We start from the raw sequence: 15,556 nt of genomic DNA, 5'->3' as shown, positions 1-15,556 counted from the left end.
TTCGCCTTTTGGCCTCTGCAAGTACGGGGCATAAAGATGCCCTTATACTGTGGGTTTGATAACAAGTACCACTACTTGCCGCAGCCTACTGACGAAATATGCGTTCGGGACGGGGCTCGGAGACCATTGTTCAAACAGCCGCTTTTGCTTCTTTTCACCTGCCGAAGCTCTCTGGGAAAAACGGATCTGTCCTACTTTTTCTCTTCAATGCCTTATTTATAATCAGTTAAAACTTGCCAATGAATTAAAAATTATTATATGCACTAACATCGTGAATGTCCAGCAGAATTTTAACAGCAAAAGGGAAAGTCCTGCTGCAGGAGCATGATGCCAACTGCAAATATTTGACTGTTTAAAGGCAAACCTTTATCATACAAAAGGCAGATAATTAAAATGTTCATATAGAATAGTCCAGACAAAGGGAAGGCTGATTATGCAGAAAAACCAAATGTTATTTGAATACCTCAGCAATAATTCTCAAAGAATTACTGACAAATGGCTGAGCACCAGGGCAAAAGAAAAAGGATCGATCTATTCTTCGGAAGCAGATAAAAAGATTGAAACGATGCTTCGTGACCAAAATGCCTTCACTAATAAGACAGTTTCGACCATTCTATTGGATGACCGGTCATTATTTGAAAAATTGGTCCAGGAATGGGCGAGCACAGTAGCTGAAAGCAGGGCAGATACCGATACTCCTATTTATGAGGTGATTTCAGCTTTAAGCAAGGTGAGAGATACATACTGGAGCTTTGTAGAAGAATTTGCGAGAGAGAACGATGAGATTGCCAAGGAGGATATCCTCCAGTGGAGTCTGGTCATTCATTCAGCTTTTGACATTCTCGCGCAGAAATTTGCCGAACAGTATTACAAAATTACTAGAAACAGGCTGAAAGCACAGCAGGATCTCATCCATCAGCTTGGTGCGCCCATTATCCCGATTATCGGATCCATCGGCGTTCTTCCCTTGATAGGCGATATTGATACAGAGAGGGCAAAAGCAATTCTTGAAAGCGTGCCCCTCCAGTGCACAGAAGCAAAGCTTACCTATTTGTTTATCGACCTGTCTGGTGTACCGATTGTAGATACAATGGTAGCGCAGCAAATCTATCATATTGTCCAGACGCTGGATTTGCTTGGCATCAAGACGACCATATCTGGCATCCGCCCCGAAGTTGCCATGACATCTATCCAGCTTGGAATCGACTTCAGCAAAATCAACACACACAGCACATTGAAAAATGCCTTAGCGAAAATGGGGCTGAGCATGAAAGCTGAATGATAAACGGAAAATGCACCCCTGGGTTTTAAGCCTGAGGTGCTTTTTTTTATGCATCGAATTCAATGAATACCGGCAGGCAAGCCGTTAAGGCTTTTATCGGCTTGGATCGCTTTCTAGGCTGGCGGTATGATGCCTGCAATAAGAAGGACGAAGAAGATCAAGCCGATGACAGCAAGGACGAGTGATGCAAAAAAGACCGGGCCTTTTCTAAAGAAGAAGGGTTCATCTTTCTGGATGATCCCTGTTTGGGCGCTCACCATGCTGTTGATATGCCTCTGGGGCGAACCGCCGCTTGTTGAAAAAATAAAAGTGACTGCAGCAAATGCTGCACCAATGAAGAAAAGAACTTCAATCAACCTTACAGAAAAATATGCTGCCACTCCCCATGCGGCCAGCGCTTCAGCTGTTAAAGCAGCTATAAAGACAATCGTATTCCTGCTCATAACTATCACCTCGTCATCTATACGATGAAAGAGCAAAAAATGTTTCACCAAATATTAAAATATTCAAAATGTTAATAGAAGGTGAAAAGTTGCATCTTGAAAATACGAGCGTAAAGATGGTCAGGGGAAAACAGATTGTCATATGATAAAATGCTTCTGCTGATTTTGTGGAGTATACAGGAACCCTCCGGTATGAGGGGAACGGTACGGCAGTGAAGAGCAGGCGTATAGAATCAATTACATAATATAGACAGCTGACTGGACGCCTGGAGGACACAGGCGTCTTTTTTGTGCGCTAATTTAAACATTGTTTCAATACAGAAGAAAAAACCGTTTAAATGAGGTAAAAAGCAGGGAAAATAAATGGAAGTTACAGAAAATATTTGAACATCCTTCTTACTTATAGCATAATATATGTACATATACTCATATAAGGAGGGAATGGAAATGGGACATCACCATAATCACGGACACGGACATTCTCACGGCCACACAAGCAACAAACGGGCGCTCTTTCTTTCATTTATATTAATCACTTTGTTTATGGTCGTTGAAGTTATAGGGGGCATCTTAACAAACAGCCTTGCCCTTTTATCAGATGCCGGCCATATGCTTAGCGACGCTGCCGCCCTGGGGCTGAGCTTTTTTGCTATAAAGCTTGGAGAGAAGCAGGCAACTTTAGAAAAATCTTATGGCTATAAACGATTTGAAATTATAGCAGCTGCACTGAATGGGCTGACTTTGATCGCGATTTCCATTTACATCTTTTACGAGGCGGTCCAAAGGATTATGGACCCGCCGGAAGTCCAAAGCATGGGAATGCTGACTATCTCGGTTCTGGGCCTGATTGTCAACATTATTGCAGCCTGGATATTGATGAAGGGCGACAAAGATGAAAACCTGAATGTAAGAAGCGCCTTTCTCCATGTACTTGGCGATATGCTGGGCTCTGTAGGCGCCATCACCGCAGCATTGCTGATTTATTTCTTTAATTGGGGGATAGCAGATCCGATTGCGAGTGTCATCGTTGCCATTCTGATCATTGTAAGCGGATGGAGGGTTACAAAGGATTCTTTTCATATCCTGATGGAAGGAGCCCCTGAACAGATTGACGCCTCCAGCATCCGCAGTTCTCTGGAAGGCATCACTTCTGTAAAAGACATCCATGATCTCCATATCTGGTCGATCACTTCAGGAGTACCGATGCTTAGCTGCCATATCGCCATCACAGAGGAAGGACATCACGATGAAGTCTTAAGAGAAGCACAGACTGCTCTTCATAACCAGTTCGGAATCGACCACAGCACCATCCAGGTGGAAAGATATGAAAAAGGCTGCCCAAGTGCGCACGGAACATGCAATTAATGATGGCTGGCATGCTCGATTGTTTGTTTTAGTATTCCCATTACATGTTCATCATCATGGGAATAATATAAGGTAGTGCCCTCACGCCTGAATTTAACCAGCCTGAGATTCTTTAAAAACCGCAGCTGGTGGGAGACAGTCGATTGAAGCAAAGAAAGTTTTTCCGCAATTTCGTTCACTGAATGCTCTCCCTGAAACAGGAGGTTCAATATTCTGAGCCTGGTAGGATCGGATAAAGCCTTAAATGTCTGTGATACAATGAATAAGGTTTCTTCATCCAGTTCCTGCATAATGTGCGGCTGTGTCTTTTCGTCTTCTGCCATTGATTCAGCCTCCTTTTTATATCATTATAAAGAAAAAATGCACGAAGAAAAATCCCAAAGAATTTTAATCGGGATTTTTCTTCGTGCTTCTTGCTTTTCAGGCAATATAGGTATAAATTAATGCTTATCAGCATTTTTCCTCACGCTTATCTTGGCGTCTCCTGAAAGGTGATTGCCCGGATTTTTTCCGTTTTTTCATCAAAAGTAATACGGACAAAAACACCGAATTCCCGATTATCCTTGGAAAGCCAAAGCTTGAAGGTTTCTGTACAGTTGGACCCCTGGGTCGTTCTGCCTACATGAAGATAGTCAAGGATTCTTGCACCAGGATACTTTACTTTCGTATTGGTCATCGCAATCTTCCCCCATTTAGCATATGCAGGCGTCTGCTGTGCCGCTGAAATATGCTTTATGTTCGCAATAGAAGGGGAAAGCAGGGCAGCGAAACATACCAATAATATAATCAGTATTAACTTTTTCAAACCGCTCACTTCCTTTATGATTAATTAGCCTGTCATCATATTGTGTATTAGTATTGAAAATAAAGGTGCAGTCTATGCCCTTATTAGCTATTTACTTAATTATCGTTACATCAGACATCTTGTAAAAGGCGGGAAATTGATTGAAACAACCGGAATACGTTAATGTTATGGAAGAAATTGTCGCAGCACTCGTAAAAGTCTCTATGCTGAGCCCGGATTATCAAACCTTCTGCCAATGCGTGAAGTGCCGCGCCGATATTATTGCCATCAGCCTCAATAACCTGCCAAACCATTATGTAACTACAGAAGAAGGCAGGAAAATGGTATTTGAACAGCTGAACACCGAGGAAAACCGGAAATGGATCAATAAAAGGATCATTAATGCGATTCATGTGGTGAGTAAATATCCGAAGCATTAGCGGTTAGTGAAGCGGGGATATAGATCGCATTTCTTTTTAAAATGGAATTGTGATTGGTTCCGGCAAATCTTACTCGAACCACATTTTTTTCTTGAGGATAGTGGTCCCAGGTGCTATGGCTGGAGCCACTATTTTCATTTTTCTTCAAGATAGTGGTCCCAGCTCCTCGGGCTGGAGCCACTATTTTCATTTTTCTTCAGGATAGTGGTCCCAGCTCCTCCGGCTGGAGCCACTATTTTCATTTTTCTTCGGGATAGTGTTCCCAACTCTTCGGGCTGGAGCCACTATTTTCATTTTTCTTCAGGATAGTGGTCCCAGCTCCTCCGGCTGGAGCCACTATTTTCATTTTTCTTCAGGATAGTGGTCCCAGCTCTTCCGGCTGGAGCCACTATTTTCATTTTTCCTCAGGATAGTGGTCCCAGCTCCTCCGGCTGGAGCCACTATTTTCATTTTCCTTCAGGATAGTGGTCCCAGCTCTTCGGGCTGGAGCCACTATTTTCGTTTTTCTTCAAGATAGTGGTCCCAGTTCCTCCGGCTGGAGCCACTATTTTCATTTTCCTTCACGATAGTGGTCCCAGCTCCTCGGGCTGGAGCCACTATTTTCATTTTTCTTCACGATAGTGGTCCCGCTCCTCCGGCTGGAGCCACTATTTTCATTTTCCTTCACGATAGTGGTCCCAGCTCCTCCGGCTGGAACCACTATTTTCGTTTTTCTTCACGATAGTGGCCCCAGCTCCTCCGCAAGTGATCCCAGCACATCTTGCCCCAAATTTTAATACACATTAATTGCACACTAACCCCATCTGATTAATAATAGTAGTAACGTGAATTGAATGGAAAAGTTAAGGAGGAATAATGTGAGCGACTTTATCAAAGCCGCGGGTGAAGCAGACAGATATGAACTGATGAAAAAGCTTTCCGCCATCTTCAACGAGCGGAGCCGATCACAGGAAAATAGAGGGAGCTTCCCCCATAAAAATATTTTAGACCTAAAAGCATCCGGCTACACATCCCTTACCGTTCCGGCAGACCAGGGTGGAAAGGATATCTCATTGCTCGAAATGATCAGGCTGCAGGAAAAGCTCGCAGAAGGAGATGGTTCTACTGCACTTGCAATCGGGTGGCATATGGGGATTACGAAAAATCTGGGAGAGAAAAGGAAGTGGGATGATAACCTTTTTTCCTTTCTTTGCCGTGAAATCCTGGAAGGGAAGCTGATAAACAGTGCTGCAACGGAAAGGCAGACGGGCAGCCCGGCACGGGGCGGCCGGCCGCAGACTGAAGCAGTGCTCAAGAATGGGAAATGGGTAATCAGCGGAAGAAAGACCTTTACAACGATGGCTCCCGCACTGGATTATTTCATTGTCAGCGCCTTTATTCCAAGTGAAGACAAAACAGGGAATTTCCTTGTTCCCAGAAAGACAGAAGGTTTGTCGATCGAGGAGACATGGGACAGTGTCAGCATGAGAGGGACCGGCAGCCATGATCTTGTGCTTGATGAGGTTTCCATTGAAAAATCATTTCTTGCAGAAACATTGGGAAATGATAAAAAGGCGAATGGCTGGCTTCTCCATATTCCGGCGGTGTATCTTGGCATTGCTCAGGCAGCCCAGGATTATGCAGCCGGCTTTGCTAAAAATTATTCTCCAAACAGCATTGAAGGGACCATAAGCGATATTCCTTCTGTCCAGCAGAAAATAGGTGAGATGGAGCTTGAACTGATGCGGGCAAGAGAGTTTCTCTATGCCGCGGCAGACAGATGGGACAGGGCCGATGCAAATGAAAGAGAGTCCATGCAGCCTCTTCTTGGTGCTGTAAAGCTGGCTGTAACCAATGCAGCATTAGCAGTTGCTGACCTTGCAATACGGGTCGTTGGCGCAAGAAGCCTGTCTGAACAGAATCCCTTGCAGCAATATTATCTGGATATCAGGGCTGGGCTTCATAATCCTCCTATGGATGATATGACCATTTCGCTGCTTGCCCGGAACGCTTTATCAAGGCTTGATTGAAACAAAGAATGGGGAAGCCCATTCTTTTTTTTATGGGAATAGTCCACGAGTAATTTGCCGGCAAATCTGCATAATATAAACATCCAATATTTTAGAAAGAGTCTAACCGGGGTGTGTGCAGTGGCTTTTAAAAAGAAAAACTCAACTAAAAAAAGGTATCAATGGCAGCCTGAAGAGATGACTGAAGAGCTGGTATCCGCTGATCAGATCCGGAAGAGGATGGAAGGCTCTGATGACTTCAAGGAAAGAATCATTGAAGCAGAGGGGAGAACTTTTTATCTCTTTTTTTTATCCAGCATGGTGGATGATTCAAAGCTTGAGGAAAGGATCATCAAGCCGCTTTCACTATCAGCAGGAAATCTTATAGAGAAACAGGCGCAAACACAGGATGTTCTGCGCACTTCAAACCTGACTGATGCATTAAAGGGGATCCTTACCGGTTATTGCTTTGCCATGGAGCATGATTCATATGAGGGTGTGCTTCTTTCTGCAGCTTCCAGCCTTTCCAGAGAGATATCTGACCCGGCCAATGAGCATATTATCCAGGGCTCTCACGAAGGTTTCATTGAGAACATCGGCAAGAACCTCCTTTTGATCAGAAAGCGCATAGAGAATCCCAATTTAAAAGTAAAATATATGACGTTTGGCAAAACCACCAATACTGCTTCTGCACTTATTTACATAGGAAACCTTACCTCTGAAAACCTGATAACCGAGATTATAAGAAGGCTCGACAGCATATCTATGGACAGCATTCAAAACCCCGGATTTATTCAGGATTGCATCGAGGACCATCCTTTTTCTCCGTTTCCACAGATTTTGAACACAGAAAGGCCGGACAGGGCAGCAGCACATTTGATGGAAGGAAGGGCCGTACTCATTACGGATGGCAGCCCTTCTGTGATGATCATGCCAGTTACATTTTTTGCGTTCTTTCAGTCCCCGGAAGATTATAACAACAGATGGTACCTGGGCTCTTTTTTCAGGTTTTTGCGGCTTATTTCTTTTATCTTATCGCTGATTCTGCCTGCTTTTTATGTGGCGGTCATTTCCTATCACCATGAAATCGTCCCTGTTGATCTTGTTTATACGCTTCAGGCTTCATTGAATTTTGTGCCGGTCCCTCCAGTCATAGAAGCAATGTTTATGCAGCTGGCCCTTGAACTCCTGAGGGAAGCGGCAGTACGGCTGCCCCAGCCGATTGCACAGACCATTGGCATAGTCGGCGGACTTGTTATCGGTACAGCAGTGGTGGAAGCAGGGCTCGTTTCCAATGTCATGATTATAGTAGTAGCTTTGACCGCAATCGCATCGTTTGTTATTCCATCTATTGAAATGAGCAATACCCTGAGGTTTGTCGGGTTTCCGCTTATGCTTCTGGCAAGCATATTCGGCTTCATTGGCATCGTATTCGGCATGCTTTTGCTTGTGATCCATTTAGCCCAGCTCAAATCATTCGGTGTACCGTATTTCAGCCCTTTTGCACCTCTCAGGCTGAAGGAGCTGAAGGACACATTTATAAGGGTTCCTGTATGGCTTATGAAAAAAAGGCCTAAGGATTCAATGGCAGCTTCTTTAACAAAACAGGGCAGCTCGAGGGGGTGGAAGAGAAATGAGAGTGAAGACACGTATTGACCAGCAGGATTTATTTTTCCTCCTGCTGCAGACACAAATAGGGGCAGGAATCCTGTCCATGCCATATTCACTTTATACGGCGGCAAAAAATGACGGATGGATATCTTTATTGCTGGCAAGCACCGCTATTTTCACTTTGCTATTTTTCTATTGGCTGCTTTGCCGGTGCTTTCCCCATCAGACTCTGTATGATTTTTCAGGGAAGTTGTTTGGAAAATGGGGCGGGGCTCTAATAAACATTGGGTATATAAGCTATTTTATATCTACGGCTCTGCTGGTTTACTTGAACTTTGCCGATATCATCGGCCGGTGGGTCCTCCTTGATACACCGCGCTGGCTCCTTATTATGCTGCTGATGATCATAGCCGTTTCTGCTTGCAGCGGGTCTTTTAGCAGCATTGTCTCTCTGTTTTCATTCACATCTATATTCATTTTCTTTCTTTTCATCCTTTCTCTATTCATTTTTAAGGAACCTGAAGTTGATTACCGTTATATATTTCCTGTTGCTTCCCATGGGGCTATCCCAATCTTAAAGGGTGCTAAAGAAGCCATTTATGGTTTTCTCGGCGCAGAAACGGCACTTTTTTTTCTGGCTTTTGTCCGTGAGCCGGAAAAAAAAGGGGCAGTAAAGGGCGCATTATGGGCCCAGGCAGTTATCAGTGTTTTTTATTTATATCTATTTATTGCAAGCATTATCATGTTCAGCCCGAAGGAGATCGTCCTCATCCCGGAGCCAGTCCTGTACATGCTAAAAGCAATTACCTTTAAGATCATAGAAAGGCTTGATCTTGTCTTCATAACCGTCTGGATGACGGCAGCGGCTACAACGATCATAAGTTATACCTACCTTGCAGGAATGGGCCTTTCCAAGCTGCTGAAAATCAAGCACAAAAAGGCCATCCTTGTATCCACTGGCTTTATATTCATCCTTACCTTTATACCGCAGGGACAAATGGAGATAAACAGCATTGGCAGGGCGGTGTCCCTGGCCGGCCTTATTTTCAGTACCGGCCTTCCTTTAACAATGTATATCGCAGCGGCACTTTTAAAGAAAGGGGATGCCGGCGTGTGAGAACCTTTAAGCTTGCATGGCTGCTTATTATCGTGCTCATCCTTGGCGGCTGCTGGGATGAAAGGCTCTTGAAAAATTCCCGCCTTGTTTATATTTCCGCCTTCGATCTGACAAAGGGCGGCAAATATGAAAGTACTTCGATCATCCGCAATACAACGAAGGTTCCTAATCCCCAGCAGGAGGCAACCAATGAAATTGCAAAGGGAGAGGGGCTGAATATACAGGACACCAGGCTTGCAATCAACCGCTCACTCGCAGGGGAATTCGACCCTTCCAAAAGCAAGGTGCTGATTCTTGGGGAAGAGCTGGCCAAAAGGGATATCTATGATGTCCTTGATATCGTCTACCGCATTCCGAGGACACCCATTGTTGCCAAAGTGGCAGTGGCTGAAGGGAGTGCAGGTTCTCTGCTTGCTGAGAATCATAAAAATCAACCCTTGCTCGGTGAATTCTTGTATGAATTGCTTCTTAACAGTGAAGAAAGCACTGAAATCCAGGAGCTGACAGTGCAGAATATCTGCACCATCCTATTCGACGAGGGAAAGGACTTTATGGTTCCTTATATAAAAAATAATGAGACCAATAAAAAAATTGAAGTAAGCGGGAGTGCATTGTTTCATGAAAGAATTTTTACCGGAAAGGTCATCACCCCTGAGCAAAGCAGCCTTTTGCTGCTGTTCATGGACAGGATGAACAAGGAATGCAGGTTCGTTTATAATCTGTCAAAAGGAGAAACGGTCACTTTTGCTGTAAACAAAGTTAAAAGGGAGCTTAATTACACCTATAGCTACGGAAGGGCGGTATTCAAGGCCGGCCTGTCGATCGACATTGATATTGAAGAATATCCCCTTGATCATCTGCACGAAAAAAAGATTTCCGAGGAGCTTTCCAGAAAAATCTCGCAAAAAATGTCTGATGATGCAAAGGAAATTTTCAGTATTCTTAAAGAAGAAAAAGCGGATGTACTGGGCCTTGGAAGAGAATTGATCGCTTTTCGCCCCGATATATGGGAAAACATAAAGGGAAGTGAGTATTATGCAAAGGTGGATGTGAAACCGGAAGTGCGCATCCATATCTCCGGAAATGGCATCATCAATTGATACTTGCCAGCCTTTATTATTTTTGAGGTTTGCCTTTCGCTTTATCATGGTAAATAAATATAAATACAAAGATTATAAAGATAGAGGGTGATGTCACTGCTTGCATTTTTAAAAAGAGGGAATAAGTCTTCAGGGATTGCCGCTGTAGGGAATACGGCTTTAGCCATTGCCAAAGGAGTGGCAGCAGCGATAAGCGGCAGCGGTGCCATGTTTGCTACGACCCTTCATTCGGTTGCTGATGCATTGAACCAGGGATTCGTTTTCTTCGGAAGCGCCATATCCGAGAAAGAAGCAACAAAAAGATTTCCGAGCGGCTTTGGCCGTGTAGTCAATTTATTCGTACTGGTCGCAGTCATTGTGATTTCAATTATGGCTTACGAAACCATCCATAAAGGGTGGGATCTAATTGTCCATCCCAAAGCATCATCTGATTTATGGCTGAATATCATCATTATGATTCTTGCCGTCCTGACGGATGGGGGAGTCCTGGTGAAGGCAATGAAAGAGATTGCCCATGAAACAAAAAGCGGGGCGAAGGGGTTTAGCGTATTTACGACATCCTTTAAGAATGTCCGCCTTGCTGCACCGCCCACAAGGCTTGTCTTTTATGAAGATATCATCGCGACATTCGGAGCTCTGCTGGCACTTATTTCGATCATCCTTGCCCATCTGACAGGCTTCTATTTCCTGGATGGGGTAGGTACGATCCTGATTGGATTCCTGCTGGTGGGAATTGCCATCAAAATCGGCTATGAAAACACGCTTGGACTGATTGGTGTTGCAGCACCGAAGGAAATTGAAGACCGGGTGGCAGACACCATCCTATCAGATCCGGACGTAGTCGATATTAAAGATATGCGCATCCTCCAGGAAGGAAGGAAGTATCATATTGAAAGCTATATTGAGCTGAAAGCCGGCCTTTCCCTGGCTATTGCCGATGATATTATTTACAGGGTCCGGGATAAGCTTTTCAAAGATCCAGATGTCGGCGACGTCAGGATGGGAATCCTTGAAACCGATAATATCACTACCTGGAAAAGGGAATAGACATAATGAGGCACACTTCCAAAAGAAGTGTGCCTTTTCTATGCAGCAGCAGGCTGTAAATGCCTGTACAGTAAATGGTTAAAAATCTACGATCCGGCTTTTATTGCTGTAGAAAGGGATTGGAGATACTTGGCTGTAAGCTGTTCCTTTGTCATGACAAGATACGCAGGAGCAGCCTCCTTTAAATCCTTCCATTTAGCTTTGGGCTGGGACAGAAAATAAATCGGTGCCTGCATCAGCTGTTTAAGGAGAATGTAACCCCTATGTGCCAGAGGATGTCTTTCAAAGCCAAGAATCTGGTAGCCTTTGCTTATCATGGTAATGCCGATGATCCCCTTGATGGAGTCGCTGTCAGGATGATGTTCGAGATGGAGGGCCAGACAGGGCATGGATTCCCCTACAATCCTGATTAAAGCTCTGCCTCTCGATACCGGGCTTTTTATATGGACTAGCTGCTTGAGAAGCCTTGAATTATGAAGATGGATTTTAATGACGATATCATTCTTTTTAAGGGACGAACCGTCTGATAGGATGATATCAGGCCCTCTATATTTCGTCTTTCTGACACGGAATACGCTGTACTTTTCCTCCAGCTTCAAATGAAACAATCTTGTGCAGCAATAATAAACAGGATCAAGGAAATCCCATAAGTAAATCAGCCAGATACGAATGATCATTCCAGTCTCCTTTGCCGTTAATTTTATTGTTAGCTTTTTATAAAAGAAGCTATTGTATACTCCCTGTATTTAAACATCAGGCCATGCCCCCATGTGAATGTTTACCATCATGATTATCTGCATTCATGAGCACGCTAAAAGGAAACTGACAATCAGAGGTGCACTTTTATGAAAAGAATGATCGCAGCCCTCATCAGTGCTGCAGCGCTGTTTGCGGCTGTTATGATGTTATTCCGGCTGCCGGGGAACAACCAGGATAGGACTGATGAAGGGGGCCTTTCCGGGCATACACAACCTTTTCAGCAAAGCTCAAGCCGCCTGCTGAATATTAATGCAATAGAACAGGGTGAAAAAATTAAATCACTCCTCAACGGGGATGAAGATGTGAAGATCATCCATCATAACCCAAAGGATAAGAGCCACTATAAAGAGCATGAAGCTACAGTGAAATTTTCCGGTCCTCCTGACGATGATGAGCTTGACAGTCTTGCGGCCGGACTAGATGCAGAATTTTTCCGGCATATGGATTCCATCTTTGTTTTTCAGTCTGACAGTATGACAACTGCGGATCTTCTGCAGTTTTTCAGGCAGCGGCCTGATGTCGTATATGCAGAGCCTAACTTCATTTTGATGCAAAATGAAACTCAGCTGCCGAATGACCTGCTTTATAGAGAAAACTATCAATGGAACCTGCCTGCCATCGATATTGAAAAAGCCTGGGATATCTCAAAGGGAGACGAAGATATCATCATTGCCGTTGTCGATACAGGGGTGGATATGGATCATCCCGATCTCAGGAGACGTCTGATGAAAGGCTATAATGTCATGGAGAACAGCAGCAATTTTGACGACGACAATGGCCATGGCACCCACGTTGCAGGCATCATAGCCTCTGAAACGAACAATGGCGAAGGAATTGCAGGAATTACCTGGAACAATAGAATTATGCCGGTAAAGGCAATGGGCAGCAAGGGCTACGGTTATACATTCGATATCGCCAAGGGGATTATCTGGGCAGCGGATCATGGAGCGGATGTCATTAACCTGAGCCTAGGCAATTACCAGCCGTCTGCATTCCTCGAGGAAGCAATCCGGTATGCTTATGACAAGGGAGCGGTCCTCATTTCAGCCGCAGGGAATGACAACTCTGAACAGCCTTCATTTCCGGCTGCCTTTCCGGAAGTGCTCAGTGTGTCGGCTGTGAGCTATACTGGAGATAAAGCTGATTTCTCTAATTATGGTTATTATATTGATGTAACAGCACCAGGTGTGTATATTCCAAGCACCTATTTTAAAAATCAGTATGCAGCCCTATCAGGCACATCCATGGCAAGCCCGCATGTAGCAGGACTTGCAGGGCTCATTCTTTCAGTCAATCCAGATCTGTCAAACAGGCAGGTCATGAATATAATTAAAGGTACAGCGAGGGATATTGGGGAAAAAGGCAGAGATGCCTACTTCGGGAATGGCCTGATTGATATCAATGCTGCACTTGCAGCAGCAGCTGAATAATAGAAAAAAGGGCCAGCCGCTGTAAAAGTGGGCAGGTCCTTTTCTTTGTGGAGAATATTTTCTCCCAGTGTGATGCTTTTTCATAATAAAAAAATGCTAGTGTCCTTATAAACCCTTGATATTCTCAGAAAAAATCCCAAAGAATGATTAAACATCTGTTGATTGGAATGGAAGTAGCGCAGACTCTAGTGGGAAAGCAGCGGCAGAGCTGAGACCCCCCGCAATGCGCAAGCGTGAAGGCTCAGTGCCGTTCTACTGAAAGTGAAGTGCCTGGAACGGAAATCAATAGCCACATTCCAACTGAAAGCTATAAATAGGGGAAGTGAAAAAAATTTAATTAAGCTAGCAAATAAGGTCCAATTCATAAATAAGCTTAGTCAAGGAGCCAGCACTCAGCTCTTTACACCATACAAAATGCAGCCGACACCGGCGAATACCCAAAGCATCTTTGTGAACGATACCTTGTCGGCAAGGCCAATGAGCCCTATGGTGGTTGTTGCTATTAAGATGAGCGGGCCAACGAGGGCGAGGGAACTGTTCAATACGAGAGCTTTTTCAACATCATTGTATTTGATGATCAGAAATGCCGCCAAAATTTCAAGGCTTCCCGAAAAAATCCTCAGTGAAGCCATCATGATTATGGTCTTTTCCAAAAGCTGAAACATAAGTACCTCCCAAAAGCAGTTTGGTATAGTATATGCAGCCGAGCTGCCGGGAAGGACAAACATTTCCAATGCCTGCTGAAGCAAAAGATTCTGCCCATCCGGACAGAATCTTTTTGGCCATTATCATGCTGATTGTTTCAGTTTGTTCAAGCGGCTGCCAGAAAGCGCATTTCGATTCAGCCTTAAAGCAAGAAGGCCTGCCAGTACGGAAAGGATAATATCCTTTGGCAGCGGAACCAGCATCCAGATCCACGCCATTGCATAGGTGAAGCCTTCCGGGGCTGCAAACCACAGTTTATAAGCAAAATACATATAGTTTGTCCCCAGTATATAATTGATGGCCAGTCCCACCAGCGCAGCTGTGATATAAGATGCTTTGCTGGAATTCTTTTCAATTATCTTCCCTGTTGCATAAGCTGCAAGAATATATGTAAGGATGAAGCCGAAGGTCGGGCTGATGACAGTCGCAAAGCCGGATCCGAATTTTGCAAACACAGGGACACCTGCGATTCCAACCAAGGCATATACAGTCATGGCGATGGCTGACAGCCTGCTGCCAAGGATGGCGCCGGACAGGATGGCGATGAATGTCTGCAGGGTGATAGGGACCCCTCCGATCACCATAAATGGGACGAATGATGTGATATTTGCTCCAATCGCCATTAGCGCGGTAAACATACCGGCCAAAGAAAGATGGAGCGGTGTCAATTTCTTTTTCATGAAATATGCCTCCCAGCAAAGTTTTATACTAAAATAAGAATAAGATGGAAAACGACTATATGTCAACTAAAATTTAATCAGGTTTACAAAAGAGGTGCTGAAGATAGTGGAAAGGCCAAGAGCGAATACATTGGGCATTATTTATAAGGACGGCCGCATCCTGGTCGAAAAGCTCAGCGGTAAACATTCAAAGGGTGAGGGGGTCTTTTACCGCCCGCTCGGAGGAACGATAGAACTTGGGGAGACCTCGATAGATGCTTTGAAAAGAGAGTTCATGGAAGAGATAGGAGCAGAGATCAATATAGTGAATTATATTGCCTGCGTGGAAAACATTTACTCCCTCAACGGGATTACAAGACATGAATTGACACAGCTTTATGAGGCAGAGCTTGTGAATGAGTCACTATACGAAGAAGATTCCATTCCAGTCAACGAAAACGGGAGAAATTCGGAAGCAAAATGGATACCGGTTATATCTTTTATAGAAAAGAGGGAAATACTTTTCCCAGCCGGACTTGAAAGTTATCTTAACCGTTACTTATAGTTTAAATGTGTACTCTTCTGCCTGCACGGGTATAGAACAGATAAAAGAAAGGGTGAAAATCATGCAGACATATGGCGAATGGTATACCCGCAGGCGTCCAGAATACAAAGGGTGGGAGAACCAGGATACTAATGAGATTTTATTCAGAAATGCTCTCTACTACGGCCTCCCATCTGTTGTCATGGTTGCGCTTTTAATATTAGCCTGAATAGTGAAGCACCTGCCTTGCCGGCAGGTGCTTTTTTGCAGTCTCTTTTCCTG

17 protein-coding genes and 1 other annotated feature (1 of these 18 cut by a window edge) are annotated in these 15,556 nt (G+C 44.3%); of the genes, 11 read left to right on the top strand and 6 right to left on the bottom strand.

Annotated elements, in window-relative coordinates; all coding sequences use genetic code 11:
* Positions 1–217: a binding site (T-box leader), on the bottom strand; it reaches 35 nt to the left of the window's first position.
* A 231-nt stretch (positions 218–448) separates the two neighbouring features.
* Positions 449–1,282 carry an STAS domain-containing protein gene (locus tag LCM00_RS01645; RefSeq protein WP_224897245.1) on the top strand — a complete coding sequence of 278 codons (834 nt, stop codon included), beginning with the start codon at positions 449–451 and terminating at the stop codon, positions 1,280–1,282.
* A gap of 113 nt (positions 1,283–1,395) precedes the next feature.
* Here LCM00_RS01645 and LCM00_RS01640 read toward each other — a convergent pair whose 3' ends face one another.
* Positions 1,396–1,725 (bottom strand): hypothetical protein, encoded by a 330-nt coding sequence (locus LCM00_RS01640; protein WP_224897243.1) that lies wholly within the window; start codon positions 1,723–1,725, stop codon positions 1,396–1,398.
* Between the two features lie 441 nt (positions 1,726–2,166).
* Between LCM00_RS01640 and LCM00_RS01635 the strand changes: the two genes are divergently transcribed.
* A complete protein-coding gene (locus LCM00_RS01635) occupies positions 2,167–3,090 on the top strand; it encodes a cation diffusion facilitator family transporter (RefSeq protein WP_224897241.1) in 924 nt (307 codons plus the stop codon).
* Here the strand turns inward: LCM00_RS01635 and LCM00_RS01630 are convergent.
* Both LCM00_RS01630 and LCM00_RS01625 read right to left on the bottom strand, forming a co-directional pair.
* A complete protein-coding gene (locus LCM00_RS01630) occupies positions 3,087–3,380 on the bottom strand; it encodes an ArsR/SmtB family transcription factor (RefSeq protein ID WP_224898130.1) in 294 nt (97 codons plus the stop codon). The two genes, LCM00_RS01635 and LCM00_RS01630, sit on opposite strands and share 4 nt — an antisense overlap.
* A 179-nt stretch (positions 3,381–3,559) precedes the next feature.
* Entirely contained in the window at positions 3,560–3,895 is a 336-nt protein-coding gene (locus LCM00_RS01625; RefSeq protein ID WP_224897239.1) for a YqzG/YhdC family protein, read from the bottom strand.
* Between the two features lie 140 nt (positions 3,896–4,035).
* Here LCM00_RS01625 and LCM00_RS01620 point away from each other — a divergent pair, with 140 nt between their 5' ends.
* The 6 genes from LCM00_RS01620 to LCM00_RS01595 all read left to right on the top strand — a co-directional run bounded on the left by LCM00_RS01620 (position 4,036) and on the right by LCM00_RS01595 (position 11,177).
* Positions 4,036–4,314, top strand: coding sequence for a late competence development ComFB family protein (locus tag LCM00_RS01620; protein WP_318247587.1), 279 nt, complete (start codon positions 4,036–4,038; stop codon positions 4,312–4,314).
* An 833-nt stretch (positions 4,315–5,147) separates the two neighbouring features.
* The gene (locus LCM00_RS01615; protein ID WP_224897237.1) at positions 5,148–6,323 is read left to right on the top strand and encodes an acyl-CoA dehydrogenase family protein; all 1,176 of its coding nucleotides are present in this window, start codon (positions 5,148–5,150) and stop codon (positions 6,321–6,323) included.
* 120 nt (positions 6,324–6,443) lie between these two features.
* Complete coding sequence (locus LCM00_RS01610) at positions 6,444–7,958, top strand: spore germination protein (protein ID WP_224897235.1); 1,515 nt, start codon at positions 6,444–6,446, stop codon at positions 7,956–7,958.
* A complete protein-coding gene (locus tag LCM00_RS01605) occupies positions 7,936–9,030 on the top strand; it encodes a GerAB/ArcD/ProY family transporter (RefSeq protein ID WP_224897233.1) in 1,095 nt (364 codons plus the stop codon). Before LCM00_RS01610 ends, LCM00_RS01605 begins: the two co-directional genes overlap by 23 nt.
* On the top strand, positions 9,027–10,130 hold the full coding sequence (locus LCM00_RS01600) for a Ger(x)C family spore germination protein (protein WP_224897230.1): 1,104 nt from the start codon (positions 9,027–9,029) through the stop codon (positions 10,128–10,130). The genes LCM00_RS01605 and LCM00_RS01600 overlap by 4 nt, the downstream gene beginning before the upstream one ends.
* Positions 10,131–10,220: 90 nt before the next feature.
* Positions 10,221–11,177 carry a cation diffusion facilitator family transporter gene (locus LCM00_RS01595; RefSeq protein WP_224897229.1) on the top strand — a complete coding sequence of 319 codons (957 nt, stop codon included), beginning with the start codon at positions 10,221–10,223 and terminating at the stop codon, positions 11,175–11,177.
* A gap of 86 nt (positions 11,178–11,263) precedes the next feature.
* Here the strand turns inward: LCM00_RS01595 and LCM00_RS01590 are convergent, their stop codons facing one another.
* Positions 11,264–11,854: a YkoP family protein gene (locus LCM00_RS01590; RefSeq protein WP_224897227.1), complete on the bottom strand. Its 591-nt coding sequence runs from the start codon at positions 11,852–11,854 to the stop codon at positions 11,264–11,266.
* 168 nt (positions 11,855–12,022) lie between these two features.
* Here LCM00_RS01590 and LCM00_RS01585 point away from each other — a divergent pair, with 168 nt between their 5' ends.
* The gene (locus LCM00_RS01585) at positions 12,023–13,366 is read left to right on the top strand and encodes a S8 family peptidase (RefSeq protein ID WP_224897225.1); all 1,344 of its coding nucleotides are present in this window, start codon (positions 12,023–12,025) and stop codon (positions 13,364–13,366) included.
* A gap of 392 nt (positions 13,367–13,758) precedes the next feature.
* Here LCM00_RS01585 and LCM00_RS01580 read toward each other — a convergent pair whose 3' ends face one another.
* Positions 13,759–14,031 (bottom strand): YqhV family protein, encoded by a 273-nt coding sequence (locus tag LCM00_RS01580; protein ID WP_224897223.1) that lies wholly within the window; start codon positions 14,029–14,031, stop codon positions 13,759–13,761.
* Between the two features lie 123 nt (positions 14,032–14,154).
* Complete coding sequence (locus LCM00_RS01575) at positions 14,155–14,751, bottom strand: biotin transporter BioY (protein ID WP_224897222.1); 597 nt, start codon at positions 14,749–14,751, stop codon at positions 14,155–14,157.
* A 106-nt stretch (positions 14,752–14,857) separates the two neighbouring features.
* On the opposite strand from LCM00_RS01575, the gene LCM00_RS01570 reads away from it, so the two are divergent.
* Positions 14,858–15,295 carry an NUDIX hydrolase gene (locus tag LCM00_RS01570; protein WP_224897220.1) on the top strand — a complete coding sequence of 146 codons (438 nt, stop codon included), beginning with the start codon at positions 14,858–14,860 and terminating at the stop codon, positions 15,293–15,295.
* The gene (locus LCM00_RS01565; RefSeq protein ID WP_224897218.1) at positions 15,267–15,503 is read left to right on the top strand and encodes a hypothetical protein; all 237 of its coding nucleotides are present in this window, start codon (positions 15,267–15,269) and stop codon (positions 15,501–15,503) included. Before LCM00_RS01570 ends, LCM00_RS01565 begins: the two co-directional genes overlap by 29 nt.
* Positions 15,504–15,556 lie beyond the last annotated feature (53 nt).

The sequence above is a fragment of the Bacillus infantis genome, assembly GCF_020171945.1.
GTDB lineage: Bacteria > Bacillota > Bacilli > Bacillales > Cytobacillaceae > Bacillus_AB > Bacillus_AB infantis_A.
This window is presented reverse-complemented; position numbering and strand designations above follow the sequence as displayed.